The sequence below is a fragment of the Helicobacter sp. 11S02596-1 genome, assembly GCF_002272825.1.
Lineage (GTDB): Bacteria > Campylobacterota > Campylobacteria > Campylobacterales > Helicobacteraceae > Helicobacter_J.
Genome location: NZ_MLAM01000007.1, coordinates 96,974 through 119,089, shown reverse-complemented (window position 1 = coordinate 119,089; position 22,116 = coordinate 96,974). Strand labels below are relative to the sequence as shown.

Below are 22,116 nucleotides of genomic sequence, written 5' to 3'. Positions count from 1 at the left end.
GAATTTATGGCTAAAACACATTATCGCTATACGCTATTCTTTTTGGTGCTTATCCTCGCACTCATCAACTACATCGATCGGGGGGCATTGTCTTATTCGGGCGAATTTATCATCGCTGAATACGGCTTGGATAAAAAATCTTGGGGCAATGTGCTGGGATTTTTTGGCTATGGGTATATGTTTGGCGCACTCCTTGGGGGCGTGCTTTCGGATCGCTTTGGTCCCAAAAAAGTCTGGCTTTTTGCTGGGGTATTCTGGTCGATTTTTGAAATGCTTACCGCTTGGGCAGGCGATATTGGGATGATGTTTTTTGGTGGCTCGGTGCTAGCGGGATTTGCGGTAATGCGGATTCTTTTTGGTTTTGCTGAAGGTCCTGCTTATTCGCTTATCAACAAAACCATCAGCAACTGGGCGTCCCCAAAAGAGCGGGGTTTTGTCGTATCTATGGGGCTTTTGAGTACACCATTGGGCGCACTTTTGACAGCCCCTGTGGCGGTGTTTTTGTTGAGCTATTCGGGGAGCTGGCGATTGACATTTGTCGTGCTAGGGATCGCCGGGCTAATCGCACTATTTTTTCTTTTGCGGGTGATGACAGATTACCCCCAGCAAAACCGCAGAGTAAGCCAAGCAGAACTTGCTATCATCGGGGAAAAAATACCCTCACAAACCCCAGCAGAAGAAAGCGTAGGCGTGAAATGGTGGCATTTTTTCAAAAGCAGGACACTGGTTTTAAACACCGTGGGGTATTTTGCATTTAATTATGTGAATTTTTTGCTTTTGACCTGGACGCCCAAATACCTTCAAGATACGTTTGGTTATGATTTATTTTCGTTGTGGTATATGGGAATGATCCCTTGGGTAGGGGCGTGTGTGACAATTCTTTTGGGCGGGAAAATTTCTGATTTTTTGTTACACAAAACAGGCAGTCTTCGGGTTGCTCGGGGTTATTTTGCAGCGGTTTTATTGCTTTTGACAACGCTGAGCTTTTTGTCTATCAATCTGGTAACTTCGGTAACATTAGTCATCGCCATCATTGCGATTGGGAATGCGTTAAATTCTTTTGCCAACACGGTTTATTGGAGTGTGGTGATTGATACCTCACCACGCCAAAAGGTCGGCACTTTCAGCGGTATAATGCACTTTTTAGGCAATATCGCTTCTGTAGCTGCTCCCACGCTCACAGGCTATCTCGTCGCTGCTAGGGGCTATGAAGCGATGTTTATCGCAGCTGCGGTGGTAACGTGTGTCGGGATGTTTTGTATGCTGTTGATCAAGCCGGGAAAATTATAGGAGAAAAACAATGAAACTATCGATTGGCTCAATGGGCGGGACAATTTCGATGACACCCATTGATAGCGGGAATGGCGTTGTCCCAAAGCTGGGGGCAAAGGATTTCATCGCTTCACTCCCCGATGTGGGAATAGAACTTCACGCAGAAAGTCTTTTTGCCCTCCCTAGCGGGCATTTGCGATTTGAAATGCTTTTAAAAGCGCTTGCTTGGGCAAAAAAGCAGGTAAAAGATGGGGCGTGCGGTGTTATCCTCACGCAAGGCACAGATACGCTCGAAGAAAGTGCGTTTTTGCTTGATTTGTTTTGGGATAGAGAAGAACCTTTGATCCTGATGGGAGCAATGCGAGACGCTCAAGCCATCGGGGCAGATGGGATTAGGAATCTTTATGCGAGCATTGTTTGTGCAAAAAGCCCAAACAGCAGGTCTAGGGGCGTGATGGTCGTGATGAATGACACCATCCACAGCCCCAGATGGGTGAGGAAATCCCATAGCCTTGCTGTGGATACATTTTGTTCTGATGGCAAAACCTATGGCTTCATTGCCGAAGGCAAGGTAGAATATTTTTGTCCCCCACTTAGGCGAATGGTGCTAGAAACACCCCCTGCTATGAAAAAAGTTTTTTTATGGGAACAGACGCTAGATGGGGATGTGAGCGTGCTAGAATGGGTCAAACAAACCCAAGATGGCTTGGTTATCAAAGGGTTTGGTGCGGGGCATATCAGCTTGGAGGCGTGCAAGCTAATCGATAGCGTGATCGAAAAAATCCCCGTGATTATCTGCACACGCACCACAGATGGCCCTACAGCCTATGAAACCTATGGCTATGAGGGCGCTGAAATCGATCTCATCAAGCGTGGGGCGCTGATGGGAGGACATCTCAGTGGTAGAAAAGCCAGACTTTTGCTCAGTGCCGTCTTGGGGGCTGGCGGGGATATGAGGATAGTTCAGGATTATCTTGATATATTAGTTTATTAGATAGTTCTACTAAAATTTATTTCAAAATAAAGGAGTTTTAGATGGAAAAAAGACAATTATGGTCGAGCCGGCTCACCTATGTTTTGACCGTTGCGGGCGCAACCGTGGGCTTTGGGGCAACGTGGCGTTTTCCTTATTTGGTCGGGGAAAATGGTGGCGGGGCTTATGTGCTGGTGTTTATCATCGCGATGATCGTGGTAGGTATCCCTGTTATCTTGGTCGAAAATGTGATTGGACGGCGGGCGCATATGAACTCTGTGGATGCCTTTGGCGTGCCTGTGAATGGGAAAAAGGTTTCAAAATTTTGGAAAATCATCGGCTATATGGGGCTGGCGGGTTCTTTTGGTATTTTGGCGTATTATATGGTGCTTGGTGGCTGGGTGATCTCCTATATCACGAGTATCATCGGGGGGACGCTCGATCTTTCTGCTCCCGTAACCAAAGAAATCACATCAAGTTTTTATGCCGAGCATATCGAACACGCCCCTTTAGCGATTGGGTTTTTTACACTCATTTTTGTCGGGGTGAATTGGTTTATCCTATCACGGGGGATTATCGATGGGATTGAACGTTCGATGAAATATCTGATGCCTTTGCTTTTTTTGTGTTTGATGGCAATGGTTATCCGCAATCTCACAATGCCTGGGGCGATGGAGGGCGTGAAATTTTACTTAATGCCTGATTTTAGCAAGATCACGCCCAAGCTGTTTGTTTTGGTTTTAGGTCAGGTGTTTTTTGCTCTCTCGCTGGGATTTGGGGTGATGATAACGCTTTCTTCTTATCTGGATAAGAAAGAAGATTTGATGAAAACAGCGGTGATGACAGGGATTTTAAACACCTTGATTGCGATTATGGCAGGATTTATGATTTTCCCCTCGCTTTTTAGCTTTGGCTTGAGTCCTGATTCTGGTCCTTCGCTCGTTTTCAAGACCCTGCCGATCGTGTTTTCGTATATGCATTTTGGGAATGTTTTTGGGGTGGTGTTTTTCTTGCTTTTGATCGTAGCAGCCTTGACAACTTCTTTGCCGATCTATGAAGTCATCATCACAGCGATTGTAGAAAAATTCAAATGGAAGCGCCAAAATGCCATCGCTTTGACACTCGGGGGGATTTTTATTCTTGGGAATATCCCGTGTATTATGGCTTATGGACCTTGGAGTGATGTGCGTTTTATCGGCAAAAATATCTTTGACGCATTTGACTTTATCAGCGGGAATGTGTTTTTTGTCCTCACCGCACTTGGCTCGAGTATTTTTGTGGGCTGGGTGCTCAAAAAAGACGCTATCAAGGAGCTTAGCAATGGCAGTGTGGCAAATCCAAAACTCATTGGGCTTTGGTATGGGTATGTCAAATACATCATCCCTGTGATTATCTTGGTGATTTTTGTGAGTGGCTTTATCCTTTCTTTCTAACTTCGCTATCTTCAAAACTGGGATAAAAAGGCTTTTGTCCCAGTTTTATCATTTATCTCCAATGGATTCAAAATAGATTTATTACATAAAATTAATTTTTAATAATATATTAAGATTTAGTTGATATTATGTTAATAATATTATTATAAAAATAATAATAAATCTGATGGATTAAGGAAGATAATGCGAACGATTCAAAGGAAAAAACATTTTGTTTTAGTGCCCTTACTGCTGTGTGTGGCAGGTGGGACACCCGCACTTTTGGGTGATGAGGCAAAAGACTATGAGCTTAATAGGATTGTAACGACCTCAACACGAACGCCCACGATGATTTCAGAAGCCCCGGGCAATGTCAGCGTGATGGAACACAAGGAGATAAAAGACAGGACATCCCAGCAACTCAGCGATATGATGCGGGTAATGGCAGGCGTAAAAGTCGATAAGGACGCAGGGTATAACGGCAGACCCCAAGTTTTTATGCGAGGGATTCCCTATGGGACACTCATAATGCTTGATGGGGTAATCCTCAATGACTTGGAGGGCGAAATGCGTATCATCCAGTCGATTTCGAGTATGGATATTGAGAAAGTCGAAGTCGTCCGCGGTCCATTTAGTAGTCTTTATGGGACAGGTGGGATTGGCGGGGTAATCAATTTCATCACATCAATGCCAACTAAGCTTGAAGCCAAAGCCGAACTAGGTTATGGCAATGAAATCGTTAATGGCGGGGCGGAGCAAAACCGCGTGCGGGGGTATTTTAGTATCGGGGATGCGTTTTTGGACAAACGATTGCGTATCAAAGCCAGCTATGGATTTAGTAGTAGCGATGGCTATGCCCGTGTGCCAGCGATAATGAAAAATACTTTTAAAAGTGGTAGTAATATCACCTTTGATGGGCGCGCCCCGCAAAAAGGCGATGTGGTGGGTAATGTCGGGCGGACCGGGTATCTCACCAACAACGCCCATATCAAAGCAGCATACGATTGGAGTGAGAAGGACACCACGAGTTTGACATTCAATATCTCCACCATCAATGAAAATCAAAACTCGGTCAAAACAAATTTAAGATCAAGCAACCAGCCAGTTTATGGGGGTGAAATTAATAGCAGTGGATTTTATAGCCCTTTTTATGGGATTGGTTGGTCGGGATTTCGCTTTGAGCAAAACTACATCGCTTCGATTTCACACAAACATTATTTTGATGATGATTCTTCGCTCACCACGACGATTTCAAGCGTGGATTTGGTATCGCATTTTTCTGATGGGGATGCTTCCAAAGCCAATGCGAGTATTTTTGGCGGTCCGGGCAAATCGCTCGATAATAATGCGAGTAGCAATTATTTAGACATCATCTATCAAAACAAACTTTCTCCGATCCATACGCTGATGGTGGGCTTTCAGGGTAGGTTTATGCAGGCGTCAAATGAAAGGCATTATGTAGGCAATTGGACGCAAAGGGATTTTTGGAAAACTTACACCGGTCTTTATGGGCAAGACAAAAGCAATGCTTGGACAATCGCTGCTTGGGGACAGCTCACCAGCAAATGGAGTGATGTTTTTAGCACCAATTTGGGCTTACGGCTCGATTATTGGCAGACATTTAATATGACGACGCTGGATAAAACCTCAATAAATCCGAATAAAGAAACCTTGCCAGATACCAAAAAATTCTTCCCCTCACCCAAATTTGCTATCAATTACAAACCCTATAAATACACCGTGCTAAAAGGCTCGATTGGCTTGGCATTCCGTGCGCCCAATACCCGAGAAATGTATGCACACGCCCATAGCGGGGATTATCAAGCGAGCAACCCGCTCCTTTCTCCAGAATACGGGCTGGAGTTTGACCTCGGCATAGAGCAAGGGAATGCTTATGGCGGGCTTTTCAAAGCGTATTATTACCAAACCGAGATGTTTAATGCGATCTACAAAAGTGGCTCTGGCACGGAATCTGACCCCTACAAAAACATCAATGGCGGGCACGAACGTATCAATGGTGTCGAGCTAGAAGTCGATCAAAAAATCTATGGGGATCTCTCTATAATGGCAAACTATACATTTACCAATGCTCGGGTGGTGCGAAATGATAATGAACCAAGCATCAATGGGCATCATATCGCTTATATTCCCGAGCATATGGGGCATTTGGCGTTATTGTATGGGGGTGAGGATCGCGTGGGATTTTTTGGGTCATTGCAGATGAATGCCCAATCAGGCGCTTATGTAAGTATCAAAAATACCAAAATGCCCAAAAATAGCTTTGGCTCCGTCGATCCACGTGTAACATTTGATGTAAAAATTGGCTATGAATTCCATAACAAAACCTCCTTGTCGCTAAGTTTTCTAAACTTTACCAATTCGCAATATTATGATTATTATAAAGTGCCGGGGGCATCATTTTATGTCCAGATTGCCAGCAAGTTTTTTTAAACTTGCTTGATGGGGTTAGAATTTCTAAGAATCAAATGCCTTATTAAAATGAGGTATTATTTTATCATTTAAAAATTTTTATTATCATAAAAGTTATTTTATTTAAAAGGAAGCGAATGAAAACAAAATGCGTATTACTATCCATCGGTTTAATAGCGGGCATACTTTTTGCCCAAGAGACAATGACCCCAGAAAAAGCTGCAGATTTTTTTTATAATCAATTCAATCACAAAGAACACCCGCATATCAAGGTAAATCACACCAAAGGATTTTGTGCTACAGGGAGTTTCACCCCTCGAGAAGACATCAAAGAATTTGTCAATATCCCCCTGCTAAATACAAAAGATAAAGTTCTCGCACGCTACTCTACAGGTGGGGGAAATCCCAAAGCTGATGATAGATTTAGCGCCCACGGCCTCGCACTTAAAATCAGCAATGACAAAGAACAATGGGATTTTGCAACGCTTAATGCTGTCATCAATGCCGGAAAAACCCCCGATATCATCTTGAAATTTTTGAGCCTCGTAGGCAAACCAGACAAAAAAGATGAACTCGCAGCCCTAGCCAAAAAATATCCGAGTGTCGCCCAAGTTTTGGCATATAACCAAACCATTGGGGCGACCAAAAGTCTCGCAAATACGCAATTCAACAGCCAACACACTTATAAAATCACAGGGGCGGATGGGAAAATCATCAATGCAAAAATTATCTTTGTCCCACAAGATGGCATTATCGAGCTTTCAGCCAAAGAAGCCAAGAAAAAAGGTCCTGATTACCTCGAAAAAGACCTACAAAAAAAGCTCAAAAATGCTAGCGTCAAATACTATATGTATCTGCTTGTAGCCAATCCAAAAGACGTGGTTGATGACATTAGCGCAGTTTGGGAAAATACCAATAAAAAGATTTTTTTAGGCACGCTAACGCTTGAGAAATACACCGGCGCTACCTGCAATTCTGATGTGTTCTTGCCCGGCATTTTGCCTGATGGCGTGGGTGCGCCCATCGATCCTGTGTTTGAATTTCGCAATCAAACCTATAGTATCACCCATTCCCGACGCCAATAAACCCCCAAGCACCTCAAAAGCACGCATTTATTGGCGTGCTTTGGCTTTATTTTCTTTATTTATTTGATAGAATTTTCCCCAATCTCCAAAATAAATCGATTGTTTTTAAAATCAATACCAATACGTCCAGAACCGCTGGGATTGCAAAATATCCACTCGGCAACAAGAGGCTTTATGTGGGTTGTGAATTTTCTAGCAATATCGCGTGCGCCATATCGTGGGTCATAGGATTTTTGGAGCATTTCTATCGCATTTTCAGATAAGGAAATCTTAAGTTCTTTGTTTTGAAGAAGCTCGTTGAGTTGGTCTAGCTCAAGCTGGATGATTTGTTTGATGGCATTGGTTGGGATTTTTTTGTAATACAAAATCGTATCGATACGATTCAAAAATTCAGGGTCAAAAAACGCTTCTAGCGAGGATTTCAAAATTTTATTTTCTTTTTTGCTGTGTTTGAATCCAAAAAAATTCCAAAGTTTGTATAAAAAACTATTTTGAAATATGGCTAATTTCTTTGAACCCAGATTGCTTGTCATAAAAATCAAGCTATTTTTGAAATCAATGCTTCTATTCCCTGAAGTCAAGGTCATTTTTCCATTATCGATGATATTGAGTATCGATCGGATGACTTGAGGATTTGCCTTTTCGATTTCATCAAACAAAACAATACCGGGTTTTGAATAGCTCCCCTCAATCAAAGGGATTTCAAAAAGGGTATGCCCCTCTTTGCTCCCGACATAACCCGGCGGTGCGCCAGTTAGGGAGGCTGAATAATGTTCTTGAGAAAGTGTGTTCATATCAATGCGACAAAATCCATCTAGCGAATGGTGGATACATTGGGCGATAAGGCGGATGGTTTGGGTTTTGCCCACGCCCGTAGGACCGATGAGGAGAAATACCCCCAGTGGTTTTTGCGGGTTGGTTATCCCTGCTTGGATGACTTTTAAAATTTTTTCAATCTCTAAAAAAGTATCATCTTGAGCGATGATTTGAGAGCGCAAATGCCGAATGATTTCTAAGTGATCAAAACTAAAGCGCGAAATCCCTTTTTTACTTGGGACTTCGCGTTGATTGCGTTGATTTTGTTCGAGCATATCGTTGATAAATGGCATTTTTCTTCCGTTAGATTTCTTTTTCTTTGCCACTATGGGGCAAGTTTCCAACCGGGCATTCCGCTACGCCGATGGTAGAGCGTGTGATTTTTTCGACATTTTCTTGGGCTTTTTTGGCATCAAGCACCCAATTGCGATAAAAATCAAATGGGCAATCTGCGATCCCTTTGTCGCCATCACCCCCGTTATATACGCCTGAATACCCTCGATGGAGAATCTTGAAAAGATGATTTTGGGATTGATCGTATTTTCTGGCGTCCCTGATTTCTGGGATAGATAGTTGGGCGTATTGGATACCATTTTCCTCCTCGCCACATTCCCCAAGCGTCCTGCCATCAAACCCTACGATAGCAGAATGCCCAAAATACGTATAAACACCATCAAAGCCCGTCGCATTCGCAACAGCCACATAGCAATTATTCGCCCAAGCCATTGCTTTTGCCATCAATACTTGTTGGTCTTTGGCTGGATACATATAGCCTTGGCAACGGATAATCAGCTCAGCACCTTTCATCGCACAATCTCGCCAAATCTCGGGATAATTCCCATCATCACAGATAATCAGGGATATTTTTAGTCCCTTCGGACCTTCTGAAACATAGGTCTGATCGCCAGGATACCAGCCCTCAATAGGACACCAAGGGATGATTTTCCGATATTTTTGAACGATTTTTCCTTCATTATTAATCAAAACAAGCGTGTTGTAGGGCGGTTTATGGGGGTGCTGCTCGTGGCGTTCGCCCGTGAGGGAAAATACGCCCCAGACATTGGCTTCTTTGCAAGCTTGCGAAAAGATATTGGTTTCATCTCCGGGGATACACGCAGCCGTTTCCATCATTTCTTTGGGATCATACATAATACCCATCGAGCTGTATTCGGGAAATACAATCAAATCAAGTCCGGGAAGCCCCTGCTTGATACCTTTTATCATATTTGCAATGTTTTTACAATTTTCCAACACTTCTGCTCTTGTATGCAAACGAGGCATTTTATAATTAACTACTGCTACCCCAAGGGTATTTGGGCTACTACTAATATCACCGTGTCTCATTGGTTTCTCCTTGAATTTTTGTAGATGAAAATCTTCATCTATTTCTATGCTAGTAGATGAGTGGCAATCAAAGATAAATAAATATGAATAAAATATGAATAAATTGTGTGTAAATCTACTTTTAATTGTTATGGTATTCTTATTAACTGCATAAAAATGAAAAAATGTAACAAATAATTTTTAAAAATTAGAATCAATCTCTTAAATCTTTTATTTTTCATAAATTCTTATGTATAATCGCTCCTGTCAGTAATATTTCTAATACAAAAATAATAAAAAAATGGATGGTGGAGATGTTGAGTAGATTCTTGGTTATGATTTTGGGCATAGTGGCGGTGAGTTTTGGCGAGGATGAAAAAAGCTACATACTCGATAGGCAGGTCAGCACAGCCACACGCCTAGAGACCACCACAGACAAAGCCCCAGGCAATGTGAGTGTCATCACCCCCAAAGAAATGAAAGAAAGAAGCCCGCAAAAGGTGAATGATTTTATCAAGAATTATGAGGGAATCCATATCCTCAATGACGCCGGTCTCAACCCGCGCCCTGCCATCACGATACGGGGGATCAGCAAAGGGACGCTCGTAATGCTTGATGGGGTGATATTGAGCGATTTGGAGGGGGAAAATCGCATTCTTGATGAGCTTTCTCTTTATGATATTTCCCGTGTGGAAGTGGTGCGAGGACCTTTTAGTAGCCTCTATGGGACAGGTGCTATCGGCGGCGTGGTAAATTTCATCACCTCAATGCCGACTAAGTTTGAGAGTATGGCACTTTTGGGCTATGGCAACGCATTTAAAAATCGGGAAGCCGATATGAATTTAGTCAGGGGGTATGTGAGCGTAGGCGATGCGTTTTTGGATAAACGACTGCGTATCAAGGCAAGCTATGGATTTACCACCTCTGGAGGGTATCCGAGCGTGCCTGCCTTTGGGAATGCGACAAATTTTGCTAAACTGAACAACATCACGGGCTATTTTATCGACAAAGCAGGCACTTATATCGCTGGGGATGCCGGCAGGCGGGAATATGCCCTCAATGATGGGCGAATAAAAATAGAATATGACTGGAGCGATACAGATACCACAAGCGTGATGGCTTCTATCTCTAATCACCATTATCGCTTTGTCGATCCCAAAACAATCCTCAAAAACGCTCAAGGACAGCCCGTATATGGCAACGACCAATACAACCCATTTGTGGGGAGTGGCTATGCAGGGATTGGGAGCTATACGCATTATATCGCCTCCGTTTCACATACCCATACATTTGGCGATGACGCGACATTGCAGACAACATTTTCAAGCGTGAATCTTGATAGCTACTGGCTAGACGCTACTTCTGCCACGCCCGCTCCCAATCTCGCTGGGGGCAAAGGGTATTCCCAAGACATCGATACATCGAGCAATTATCTCGATATTGTCTATACCAAAGCATTTGACAAGCAAATCCTAACTGCTGCCTTGCAAGGGCGCTATATGTGGCTAGAACAACTCAACTATGGCTTGAGCGACTGGAAAGTGCGCAATTATGATTTGGGATTGCAAAATGCCTTTGGGGGCAAGGCGTTTTTGGCAGCTGGGTTTGTCCAGCTTGATAGTAATTGGACCGAACGATTCCATACGACTTTGGGGTTGCGCTATGATTATTGGCAAAATTTTGATAATTATACCTGGATTGATAACAAACGCACGCCGGTGAAAAATATTATCCAAAATAGCGTGTCTCCAAAGGCTTCGATTAATTACAATCTTTTTGATGGGGTGGTTTTGAAAGCTTCGGCGGGGACAGCCTTTCGTGTGCCAACTCTGCGAGAGATTTTTAGAATCAGTGCTGGTAGCCAAAAGTGGCTGAATAATCCCAACTTAAAACCCGAGCAAGGCATTTCGTTTGATGTTGGCGGGGATTTTAATACCTTTTATGGCGGGCTATTTAAAATCTATTATTTCCAAACCGAACTTGATAATGTGATTTATCGCTCCGGAAATGGCAAAGAGGATAATCCTTACCAGAATAAAAATGCGGGACACGGGCGTATCAATGGTGTTGAAGTCGGTTATATCCAACCATTGAATGCGCTCTTGAGTCTGAATGCTAGCTATACCTATACCAACGCAAAGATTATCAAAAATTCTGCAAATCGTGCGACAGAGGGGAAATTCATCGCTAATACCCCCGAGCATATGGCACATATTGCCTTGCTTTATGGAGGCAAATACGGGTTTTATGGCTCGATTGCGGGTAACTTTCAATCAAGCGCTTATAGCGATGATACCAATACCAAGATTTTCAAACACACCTTTGGCTATTATGATACCCAGCTTTATTTTGACGCCAAATTAGGCTATGTAATGCAAAACAATCTCGATTTAAGTATCAGTTTTTTGAATTTCACCAACCAGCGATATTATGATTATTATCAAGTTGCTGGGGCGTCATTCTTCGCCCAAGCGAGCGTAAAATTTTGATGTTAAGGCAATAAAATGTTAGAAGAAATACAAGACTATTGGAATGCCCGCTCAGCAAGCTATGCGGAGCATAATCTCGAAGAACTCGCCAGCATAAAACGAGAAAAATACCAATCGATCTTTTTGCAGTCCGCCCCCATCCCGCTTGAAAAAGCAAATGTGCTTGATATTGGCTGTGGTCCGGGAATCTTTTCTGTTATCCTAGCAGAAATGGGGGCGAATGTGAGTGCTTTGGACTACACACCAAAAATGCTCGAAAAAGCCCAAAAGAATGCTACCAAACACGGGGTTAGTATCCGTTTTTTTCAAGGCGATGCGCAAAATCTTCCCTTTGAAACAGGGTGTTTTGATCTCGTGGTTTCTAGGAACTTGACGTGGAATCTAAACGATCCCATCAGGGCGTATCACGAGTGGTATCGGGTGCTCAAAAAAGGCGGGAAAATGCTGAATTTTGATGCGAATTGGTATTTGTATCTTTATGATACAAAATGCAAGGAGCATTATCAAAAAGACAGGCAAGAGGTCGCAAAACAGGGGATTATCGATCATATGACAGATGGTTATCCTGATGCAAAAAAAATGGAAACGATTGCGAAATCTCTCCCACTAAGCAAGATTCATCGCCCCCAATGGGATAGGCAAACCCTCGAATCTATCGGCTTTGAAAATATAACTTGCGATGAAGATTTTTATCAAGAAATCTGGGATGAGAGCGAAAAATTAATGTTTGCCTCCACACCGATGTTTTTCATCAGCGCACAAAAGTGAGTTATCAAAAAAGATTTGACTTCTGGAGTTTTATCGCCAAAAATCCTCAAATCCTATAAATAGAGTTTGAGGGTTGCCAACAAATTATTTGATTTTTAGGCGAATTGCTTCAAACGATACTATCAATGGGAGTGGGGTAGCTTGAAAAGCAATGACAAGCCCACAGAGGTATAGCCCGCATTTGGCGTTGCGAGCGCGCCATTGGAATAATGTCTTGCAAATATTTCATATACCAATCTTTTGGTATCGATGGATAAAAATAGCCTCTCACCAAATGTGAAATTTGAACCTATCCGCTCATCACGATGGTTGCGGATATAAATCCCCAAACTCACACCGAGTGCCATATGGCACCAAGTAGGCGTGAGGACTTCTTGAGCCACACCTATGCCTACTTGATTGTAAGCGATCCCATCAAGTATCATCAACGCTTCAAGATTGACTCTCCCGGGCGCTCTCATAAAGGTATTGTCTTGTTTGTAGGCAAATTCGAGGATTTGTTTGTTGGTAAAACCTTCTCTTTTGAGATCAGCAGAGAGATTCACACCCAAAAGATCATCTGCGAAGCTAGTCTGCCCCCCCCCCTATCAAAAAAAGACAGCATAAAATTTTTCTTAAAAACGACATAAAAAAACCTTTCTTGTAAAATATTTTGGCTAGATTATATATTTTTTTTTGGGGGGGGGGGGGGGTGAAAAGAGCAGAAGCCCAGAGAGTGTCTGGACTATTGTCTAGGTATCCAAATGGTTTGCTGGGATGCTTTAGAAGCCATATTAGATGAAGCTCCCATCGCCAAGACCGAACTATCGGTGCTTGCAGCACAACCGCTTAGCCAAATAATACCTAAAATGCTTATTATCAATGTTTTCATTTTTAATCCTTTTGATTCATTTTTATATTCCGAATCATAAGGATTAATTATAAATAATTATTAAATGATAATTTTTATCTTTTAGTTTTTTCTCGAACCATCTGCACCAATGCTTTGGCATTTTCTCTGGGTAAATCTGGCAACATCCCGTGCCCGAGATTGAAAATATGCCCGGGCGTTTTGCCCATCACGCCAAGGATTCTATCCACACCCTCTTCCATCGCCCCTCTATCATAGAGCCGTGAGGGCTCAAGATTGCCCTGCAAAACATATTTGTGTCCCAAATGCGCCTTTGCCATCTCTAATGGCGTCCCCCAATCCACGCCAAAGACATCAAAATCCCCATCTATCTTATCAAGATAGCTCCCAATGCCTTTGGGGAAAAGCATTACAGGAATTTCAGGAGATTGCTTTTTGATATGGCTAGCGATTTCTTTCATATAACGCCAGCTAAATTCCAAATACGCCTCCCGCTCTAACGCCCCCGCCCAAGAATCAAACACCATCACGGCATTTGCGCCTGATTTTATCTGCATATCCAAATAACCTTTTAGCTCCTCCGTGAGAGTAGCAAGCAATGTATGCAATACATCAGGCTGGGTATAAAGCATTTTTTTGCTATGAGCATATGTCTTGCTCCCCTCACCCTCGATCATATACGTAGCGAGCGTCCAAGGCGAGCCACAAAAACCTATCAAAGCCTTTTGTTTATCGAGCTTTTTACGCACATCACAAAGCGTATCATATACATAAGAAAGGTTTTTATAAGCGTCCTTTTTCAGACCAAGCACGCTGTTTTTGTCCCGAATAACTTCACCAAAGCGAGGGCCCTCCCCACTCACAAATTCCAAAGGCAAGCCCATTTCCAAAGGCACAACCAATATATCGCTAAAAATAATCGCCGCATCGACATCCAAAATATCTACCGGCTGGAGGGTAACCTCACTGGCGAGCTTGGAATTAAAACACAAATCCAAAAAACTCCCCGCTTCTTTCCTAGCCTCTCGGTATTCTTCTAGGTATCTCCCAGCTTGGCGCATCATCCAAATCGGGGTGTAGGGGGTTTCTTTTCTCTTGCACGCATCAATAAAAATCATTGCAGTCCTTTCAAAGGTTCAAAAATCAAATAGGCAAAATCAAGCACAAAACCGATCAAAAGTATATAAAGTTAGGGTAAATTCGCCCGTTTTTTAAGCTAAACCACCCGAAATTCATCAGGATGATCGAGTGCGTAGCGGAATTTATCCATATCGATTTTTTTATCCCAAATCGAAACAATCATACACGCCACCGAATTGCCACACAAATTCCCCACCGCACGCATTTCGCTCATAAACTTATCCACGCCCAAAAGTGCTGCCACGGTTACTGCAGGTATCGTGCCAGGACCTGCGCCCATCGCCTGCAATGTGCCTGCTAAAACGATAAATCCTGAACCCGTAACGCCCACCGCACCCTTTGAAGCGACCATCAAAATGACAATCATCGCAATCGTTTGCTCCAAGCTCAAAGGGATATTGAACGCTTGGGAGAGGAAAATAACGCTCAAAGATAGATAAATATTGGTGCAATCGAGATTAAAAGAATAGCCCGTCGGCAAGACAAGCCCCACAGAACCCTTGTGCATACCTGCACGCTCAAGCTTACGCATCAAAGGGGCAAGGGCGGTTTCAGAAGAACTCGTAGCAAAGACAATCAGCACCTCTCTAGCGATAAATCGCATAAACTTAAAGACATTGACTTTAGCGAGCGCGCAGATGATTCCCAAAATGACAAAAATAAAAAACAAGCACGAAAACAACATTACAAAAAGCAAGTAAGCCATATTAAACAGGGTTTCAAAACCAAATTTCCCAATCAAAAATGCCATCGCCCCAAATGTCGCAATTGGGCTGTAATACATCAAAATCGTGAGGATTTTAAAAAAGAAATTCTGGGCAGTTTCTAGGGGCTTGATGATCTTGTTTTTGAGCTGTTGGTTAAAAAACGAAACCACAATCGCAATCACGACAGCCATAAACAAAACCTGTAATGTATTGCCAGTCAGAAATGGCGTGATAGGATCATCAGGGATCGCACTCAAAAGAATCGATTTGAACGAATCGACATTTTCACCCGTGTGCGAGGTGTATTTGGCAACCGAATTGGTATCGAGGGCATTAACATCAAGATTCATCCCGTGCCCGGGCCGAAATAATTCACCAAAACCCACCCCCGCAACGAGTGCGAGCGTGCTTACCACCTCAAAATAAATGATGGTCTTAATACCCAAGCTCCCCAAGGATTTTAGATTTTCCAACCCCACGATACCACAAATGATTGTCGTGAAAATAATCGGCCCGATGAGCCATTTTAATGCCTTGATAAATGGGTCGATTGTCCATTCTTTTGTCGCAATGCCTGCCTGTGGTGCAACATAGCCCAAAATCACACCAAAAATAATCCCCATCACCACCCAAAACGCCAAACTTTTAGCCAGTCTCCTTGCGATTGTGGGTTTTTTTGCACGCAAACCATCCTGTGGCATATCCTTCCTCCTAATTCTTAAATTAAAGAATATACTACCATATTCATCGATGTTAAGCGATAAAAAATCAAGATTTTTGCTTCCAAGATACAATCAGTAACGATTTGGGTTGCTATCAATTCAAGCTACGCCCTAAAAAATGCCCCGCTAAATCCCAAAATCATAAAAAGTAAAACTTACCATCACCGCATACATATTAAATTTGGGTTGATTATAGGCTTTTGCCTGATCGCCTCTGACAATATGAAAAGGCAAGCCCCCACGAAACTCAAGACTCACGCCAAAGCCTTGGGCGATATTGGCAAAAACCCCAATCGTGCCGACTGCCGATTGGATATTGTATTGACTAGAATCATTGGGCAAACTCAAATGCTGGAGTTGGTAACCAACCGAAATCTTTGGAATCAGCCAGCCATCGAGAAGCCGAAGCCCAAACATCGCCCCAGCAGAGAGATAATACGTCGTCCCCGCACCCGCATCCAAATAGCCCCCAAACATTAGCATTTTGTTTGGACCGCCCACATAGCCCCGCTCAAGACCAAAATACGCATTGCTTGAGCCGAGATGATAGGAATCAGTGCCATCTTTTAGCGGGATTTTTTTGGACCAAAGATTTTGATAAACATACCCGATCCGAAATGCCCCATAAGAATGCTTTGTGGGCGCTGTGGGCGCAAATACGAAATCTTTGTCTTCTTCTTGTTGCTTGGGGTTTGTCGATTCTTTATTATCAGAAATCCCCTGATCGAGGGCATTTAAATAACACCCGCCCAAAAACAAAAAACATAAAAGCAATCTCCTCATTTTCTTCCCTTAAAAAAATGTTATATTCTATAATTTTCAATCAAACTTTCCAACACCCCAAAAAATTTCTCAAATGCTGGCAAATCTAGCCTTTCATCCAAAGAATGCGGGGAGAGAATCGTAGGGCCGATGGAAAGGATTTTGAGATTTTTTTTGCCCATATTTTCAAGTCTGGCTTGCAAAATCCCGCATTCTAGCCCGGCGTGTATCTCACACAGCGTGATAGGATAATCCCCAAATGCCTTTTTCACACTTGCTAAAAAATCATCGTCCCCAGAGATATTGCGCTCCCAAGGCGGGTAAAAATCATCGATTTGTATGCGGGCATTTGGATTTATTTGCTTAGTGAGTGCCTCTAAATCAGCGAGGTTTTTTTCAAGCAAATCTTTTGTGTTCGCACGCCCCATCAGATCAATGCAGACTTTTGATGATGTGAGCTTAACCAAAGAAATGTTAAGCGAATCAATTACATCTTGCCCATTTAAAGCACGCACGCCATTTTTTGCCCCAAGGATAAAAGCCATCAAAGGCTCTTTGGCATAAACAGGGGCTTTGGTTTGGATTTTTTCAACCAAAAAATCCTCACAACTTTCGATGATGGCATTGGTTTTGATAATCGCACACGAATGCACGGGGATGGAATTTATCTTCTCGCCTCCCTCAAACGCACAAATCCCGCCTGTAATACCAGAAATAAATTCTGCCAAACGCACGATGGCGTTTTTGATGCCTTTGTGGATGTCAATGCCACTATGCCCGCCTCTAAAGCCTCTCGAAGTTATGCGATAGGTAAAATCATACGAACGCTCATCTCTAGGGAGTTCCAAAACAATACGCATATCATAGCCCCCCGCACAGCCTAGCACGATCTCGCCAAAGGTTTCGCTATCAAGATTGATGATCCTCTCAGAATCGATGGGTAATTCCAAGCCTTTCGCACCCAAAAGCCCGACTTCTTCGTTATTGGTAAATAAAAATTCCAAATCACTAGCTTTTTGCATTAAATACAATTGCAACGCCACGCCAATGCCATTATCTGCACCCAAAGAGGAATTTTTCGCCCGCAAAAAGCCATTTTCTCTAAAAAGCTCCAACGGCTTATCCGCCTGCCCCACGCCAACCATATCATAATGCGATTGGAAGCAAAGCCTGGGCGGGACTGAAGTTTTAGCGTGAATATTTTGGGCTGTGTCTGTGCGGACTTCATACCCACAACTTTGGGCAAATTCACAAATATAGGCAAACAAATCTTGTGTGTGAAAGCTCATATGCGGGATATGTGCGATTTCTGCAAAGATTTCTAAGGGGGTTTTGATTGTTTTGTTTGCAGATTTTTTGGGGTGGGTCGGTTTTGTAGGCTTACTAAATTCGCTGGATGGGGATTTTTGGCTCATTTTGGCAACTCCAAGGTGATTTTTTTCTTTGAAGATTCTACAATCTTTCCGTGAAACCGCGCATAAATGCACGCCAAAGGCAATTTTTCGCCATAGAGCTTAAAAACATTTTGCAGATTTTCTTCGATACCTTTTTGAAACCACGCTTGCAACTCATCATAATCAGGGATTTCTATTCCCATAGCACACAAAAATTTATATGTATATTTATCTACCACCATCACATCACGCCCGCAAGCGTAATTGAGGATAGAATCCGCACTTTCTTTGCCAATGCCTTTTTGAGAAAGCAACCATTCTCTACTGACCTCACAAATAAAATTTTCAAAACTGCCAAAATCCTTTAAAATATTTTGGCATAGCAAGATAAGGCGTGCGCTTTTTTGGTTGAAAAATCCACTTGAAACGATGTGGCTTGCCAAAACATCTTGATGGAGATTGGCGATATTTTGCAAGTTTTTTTCATCATCGGCAAGATTTTGTGCCAAAATCTTATACCGAGCCTTGTAAGTTTGTGGCGTATTCTCTAAAATGCCTGCATTTTTGAGCGATTGCAGGCTTTTTTCGACATTTTCCCATTTTGTATTTTGGGTCAAAATCGCCCCAACGATGACCTCAAAACTCCCAGCCCCAGGCCACCAATACGGCGGCGACTTATCTAATAGATGAAGTTTTTTTAAAGCCACTAACACATCATAGCTATCAAACATTTTTTAGATACTCCCTTAAAATCTCTAGCACGCTCGCCCAGTCTCCCGCACGCTCTTGGGCAATACCTGTGATACTATCATACCAAGGCGATTTAATCGGATAGACTTGCCCCAATCTCCCCCATCGCCAATCGTATTTTTTATGCAAAAGCACGATCGTAGGGATTTGATACATCCCTGCCAAATGCACAATCGCAGAATCCACGCTCACAAGCAAATCGAGCGTTTTGAGTTCTGTTAGCGTGTCATCAAAATTTTTGATCTTATGGGATAAATCTTTCACGCCAAATTGCTTACAAAGCCCCTCATCAATGCCTTCAGGTTGCAAGGAATAGAGATCAAAACCTTTGAGGGATTTTAAAAGAAGTTTTGGCGGGATAGATTTTTCAGCAAAATAAACAAAATCCCGATTTGATGAAAAAAATAGCCCAATTTTTTTGATGTTTTTAGGTTTTTGACAACAACGCTCCAATCGATTCAATCCAACCGCACGCACGCCAAGCATAGCCGGCAGTGAAAGCAAAGAAAATGCCCGCTCATAGCTAGGGATATCGGCTTGTTTTTGCTTCACACATTTCCCCCATTGCTGCTCAAAAACCTTGTGGAGGGGTTTTTGTGGGTAGATACTTAGGGATTTGACTTGTGGTGTGAGCATATCAAGAAATCGTGCAAACATCAAGCTATCGCCAAAACCTTGCTCGTGATACACCAAGACATTTTTGTCGCAAAAATCCTCACATATAAGCGCTGTATCGATAGGCAGAGGCAAGATATTTGGCAACAAAAGGCGTTTTTGATAGTGCCTAAAGCCCGCTTCAAATTCGCCTAAACTCAAAAGCAAATAGGCATAATTCACATAAAAAATAGGGTCTGGCAGGAGCGATATTGCCTTTTGATACAAGTCTTTTGCCCCATCAAAATCCAAAGTCGCCCACAACGTATTGGCGGTGTTGAAACAAAAATAAGGATCACTAGAATGCTTCACCCAAAGGCTCTCATAAATACCTAATGCCTGTTTTTCCTCAAAAAGTGCGCTATAAACACCTGCGAGATTTATCCCCGCATTTTCATTGCCCATTTCAAAGCTCTTTTTGAAGGCAATGCACGCCTTTTGATAATCTTTTAGCTCAAGCAATTGGTTGCCTAGATTGTGCCAAGCGAGGGGATCATTGGGGTTGATTGCCAAAACGGCGTGATAATGCTTGATAGCTTGGGCGTGGTTTTTGCCATCACTCAATGCCCGTGCAAGATTAAAATGCAAATCAGGATTTTGGCTCGGAAGACAAGAAGATAAAATTGCGATCGCCTTTTCTGGATTGCCTGCTTTTCGATACATTTCCCCCAAGCTAATCTGCAAAGAAATATCATTCTTATCGTTATCATCGTTATAAAGACTTAAAGAATGCTCAAGATACTCAATCGCCTTATCAATCTGCCCCAAAGCATATAAAGCAAAAGCACAAAGTTGCCAGGTTTTGACATCAGATGGGTGATAAGACAAGATTTGAATACAGCAGTCTATACATTCTTGATAGCGGTTTTGAGAATAAAAATTTTTGGCAGAAGAATAATCAATCATTAAAAACCCTCCCAAAAAGAGGGAGGGGGCTAAGATTAGCTAAGAAGTCTTAAGATATTTTGCTGGACAGCATTCGCTTGACTCATCGCATAGCTACCTGATTGTGCCAGGATGTTGTATTTGTTGAAGTCAGCAGACTCTTGAGCAAAATCCACTTCACGGATTTGAGATTCAGCCGCTTTGACATTCACCTGAGTGATAGTGATGTTATTAACGGTGCTAATCATTTGTCCTTGGACAGAACCCAAGTCAGCACGGACTTTATCAAGCATTTTTTGTGCAGATTCAGCAATATCCATTACCACCATCGCACCTTTGAGGGTTGTTACCCCGGAACCAAGGCTTGTATTCCCGCTAGCGATTACGGCATTGTAGTTCGCACCAGAAGCCGATTTTACAGCTGCGTTGAAAGTTCCGGTAACATCCCGTAGATTCACGGTGGTTTGGGCTACTTGAGCAGTCCCAAAACCGATACCAGAAAACCCGCCAGTGGTAGAATCTGCAGCTGAAAGCACCATAATATCTCTGGCATCTAGTCGGCTCAAAGACAATCGACCAAAGTTTGTTGAACCATTATTGATGTCTTGCCCGCCATTTACCGTAGCGATAGACACAGGACCAGCAGCTGAAGTCCCGCCTGCAGGAGGGGTTGTCCTGAGGTCGATCCCTCTACCATCAATACTTCTTAGGTTCAAACGACCATTGATGTCTGTGTAAGCTTCCACGCCTGTTTCTGAAGTAACCGCATTAAATGCTGCGACCAAACGACCATCGCTATCATTGTGTCTGATACCAACGATATCACCCAAAGCAATGCCGTTGATAACCACGCCATTGAGGCTTCCAGACATAATCGCTTGATCTGATGTCGTGATAACATTCGCTTGCGCTCGGATACCTGTAGCATTGGTGTTTTTATTGATAACCTCTGCTAAAACACCCAGACCTGTGCCTGCAGAAGTGGAGATTCTCACCGATTCGAGCTTAACATCCCGGACGCCATCGACTTGCTTGAATGTCAAACTCACATCTCCAGAAGCCGTGATCAAAGCACCTGTCGCGATTCTCACTTGCCCGATTTTGTCAGATGTGGTAGAACCGATAGAGGCTTTGATACTTTGGTTTGAATACGCTCCCACTTGAAATTCTTTATTGGTGAATTGTCCAGAAAGGAGTGCTTGCCCATTATAAGAGGTTGTATTACCGATACTATCAAGCCCTTGAATCAAACGGATAATGTCTGATTGGATCGCTTTTCTTGATTCGGTAGTCTGACCATCTTGGGCAGCTTGAGTAGCTTTAACCTTGATAGTATCAAGAATCTTGATTTGCTCATCCATCGCTTTGTCGGCAATCTGGATAATACCCATACCATCGTTTGTATTTTGAATCGCCTGACCCAAAGCACTCGCTTGAGATTTCAAGCTATCAGCGATAATCATACCAGAGGCATCATCGGCTGCCTTATTGATTCGAAGACCAGAACTCAATTTTTCAAGAGAATTTTTAAGATCCCTCTGTGTAAGAACGGATTGTGCGTGTGCATTCAACGCATTGATGTTTGTATTGACCTGAAAAGCCATTGTGTAACTCCTTGTTATTTTATCCAAAGCTTCCTTGCTTGGTTGAAAAATATATCGGCTGTTTTAAAATGATTTTAATA

Annotated in this window: 18 protein-coding genes; 7 read left to right on the top strand and 11 right to left on the bottom strand. The window is 42.8% G+C overall.

Annotation, left to right across the window (positions count from 1 at the left end):
• The first annotated feature begins 6 nt into the window (after positions 1 to 6).
• The 5 genes from BJI48_RS05760 (at position 7) to BJI48_RS05740 (ending at position 7,172) form a co-directional block, all read left to right on the top strand.
• Positions 7 to 1,290, top strand: a complete 1,284-nt coding sequence (locus BJI48_RS05760; RefSeq protein ID WP_095332874.1) for an MFS transporter — start codon at positions 7 to 9, stop codon at positions 1,288 to 1,290.
• A 10-nt stretch (positions 1,291 to 1,300) separates the two neighbouring features.
• On the top strand, positions 1,301 to 2,266 hold the full coding sequence (locus BJI48_RS05755; RefSeq protein ID WP_095332872.1) for an asparaginase: 966 nt from the start codon (positions 1,301 to 1,303) through the stop codon (positions 2,264 to 2,266).
• A 41-nt stretch (positions 2,267 to 2,307) separates the two neighbouring features.
• Positions 2,308 to 3,678, top strand: coding sequence for a sodium-dependent transporter (locus BJI48_RS05750; protein WP_095332870.1), 1,371 nt, complete (start codon positions 2,308 to 2,310; stop codon positions 3,676 to 3,678).
• Between the two features lie 183 nt (positions 3,679 to 3,861).
• Positions 3,862 to 6,108: a TonB-dependent receptor gene (locus tag BJI48_RS05745; RefSeq protein WP_095332868.1), complete on the top strand. Its 2,247-nt coding sequence runs from the start codon at positions 3,862 to 3,864 to the stop codon at positions 6,106 to 6,108.
• 116 nt (positions 6,109 to 6,224) lie between these two features.
• Entirely contained in the window at positions 6,225 to 7,172 is a 948-nt protein-coding gene (locus tag BJI48_RS05740) for a catalase (protein WP_095332866.1), read from the top strand.
• 59 nt (positions 7,173 to 7,231) lie between these two features.
• On the opposite strand, the gene BJI48_RS05735 is transcribed toward BJI48_RS05740, so the two are convergent.
• Positions 7,232 to 8,281, bottom strand: a complete 1,050-nt coding sequence (locus BJI48_RS05735; RefSeq protein WP_095332864.1) for an AAA family ATPase — start codon at positions 8,279 to 8,281, stop codon at positions 7,232 to 7,234.
• A gap of 10 nt (positions 8,282 to 8,291) precedes the next feature.
• Positions 8,292 to 9,332, bottom strand: coding sequence for an aliphatic amidase (locus BJI48_RS05730; protein ID WP_095332862.1), 1,041 nt, complete (start codon positions 9,330 to 9,332; stop codon positions 8,292 to 8,294).
• Between the two features lie 293 nt (positions 9,333 to 9,625).
• Between BJI48_RS05730 and BJI48_RS05725 the strand changes: the two genes are divergently transcribed.
• Positions 9,626 to 11,800 (top strand): TonB-dependent receptor, encoded by a 2,175-nt coding sequence (locus BJI48_RS05725; protein WP_180763062.1) that lies wholly within the window; start codon positions 9,626 to 9,628, stop codon positions 11,798 to 11,800.
• A 15-nt stretch (positions 11,801 to 11,815) separates the two neighbouring features.
• Complete coding sequence (locus BJI48_RS05720) at positions 11,816 to 12,568, top strand: methyltransferase domain-containing protein (protein ID WP_095332858.1); 753 nt, start codon at positions 11,816 to 11,818, stop codon at positions 12,566 to 12,568.
• Positions 12,569 to 12,690: 122 nt separating this feature from the next.
• On the opposite strand, the gene BJI48_RS05715 is transcribed toward BJI48_RS05720, so the two are convergent.
• From BJI48_RS05715 to BJI48_RS05680, 9 genes are all read right to left on the bottom strand, one after another.
• On the bottom strand, positions 12,691 to 13,113 hold the full coding sequence (locus BJI48_RS05715; protein WP_143428775.1) for an acyloxyacyl hydrolase: 423 nt from the start codon (positions 13,111 to 13,113) through the stop codon (positions 12,691 to 12,693).
• A gap of 179 nt (positions 13,114 to 13,292) precedes the next feature.
• Complete coding sequence (locus tag BJI48_RS09445) at positions 13,293 to 13,439, bottom strand: hypothetical protein (protein ID WP_180763061.1); 147 nt, start codon at positions 13,437 to 13,439, stop codon at positions 13,293 to 13,295.
• Positions 13,440 to 13,513: 74 nt separating this feature from the next.
• Complete coding sequence (gene hemE, locus BJI48_RS05710) at positions 13,514 to 14,536, bottom strand: uroporphyrinogen decarboxylase (RefSeq protein WP_095332854.1); 1,023 nt, start codon at positions 14,534 to 14,536, stop codon at positions 13,514 to 13,516.
• 98 nt (positions 14,537 to 14,634) lie between these two features.
• Complete coding sequence (locus BJI48_RS05705; RefSeq protein WP_095332852.1) at positions 14,635 to 15,966, bottom strand: cation:dicarboxylase symporter family transporter; 1,332 nt, start codon at positions 15,964 to 15,966, stop codon at positions 14,635 to 14,637.
• Between the two features lie 147 nt (positions 15,967 to 16,113).
• Positions 16,114 to 16,770 carry a hypothetical protein gene (locus tag BJI48_RS05700; RefSeq protein ID WP_095332850.1) on the bottom strand — a complete coding sequence of 219 codons (657 nt, stop codon included), beginning with the start codon at positions 16,768 to 16,770 and terminating at the stop codon, positions 16,114 to 16,116.
• A 20-nt stretch (positions 16,771 to 16,790) separates the two neighbouring features.
• Positions 16,791 to 18,164 (bottom strand): M28 family peptidase, encoded by a 1,374-nt coding sequence (locus tag BJI48_RS05695; protein WP_095332848.1) that lies wholly within the window; start codon positions 18,162 to 18,164, stop codon positions 16,791 to 16,793.
• Positions 18,161 to 18,874, bottom strand: a complete 714-nt coding sequence (locus tag BJI48_RS05690) for a 3-methyladenine DNA glycosylase (RefSeq protein ID WP_095332846.1) — start codon at positions 18,872 to 18,874, stop codon at positions 18,161 to 18,163. The genes BJI48_RS05695 and BJI48_RS05690 overlap by 4 nt, the downstream gene beginning before the upstream one ends.
• Complete coding sequence (locus BJI48_RS05685) at positions 18,867 to 20,453, bottom strand: tetratricopeptide repeat protein (RefSeq protein ID WP_095332844.1); 1,587 nt, start codon at positions 20,451 to 20,453, stop codon at positions 18,867 to 18,869. The genes BJI48_RS05690 and BJI48_RS05685 overlap by 8 nt, the downstream gene beginning before the upstream one ends.
• Before the next feature lie 35 nt (positions 20,454 to 20,488).
• The gene (locus BJI48_RS05680; RefSeq protein WP_095332842.1) at positions 20,489 to 22,036 is read right to left on the bottom strand and encodes a flagellin A; all 1,548 of its coding nucleotides are present in this window, start codon (positions 22,034 to 22,036) and stop codon (positions 20,489 to 20,491) included.
• Positions 22,037 to 22,116: the final 80 nt, after the last annotated feature.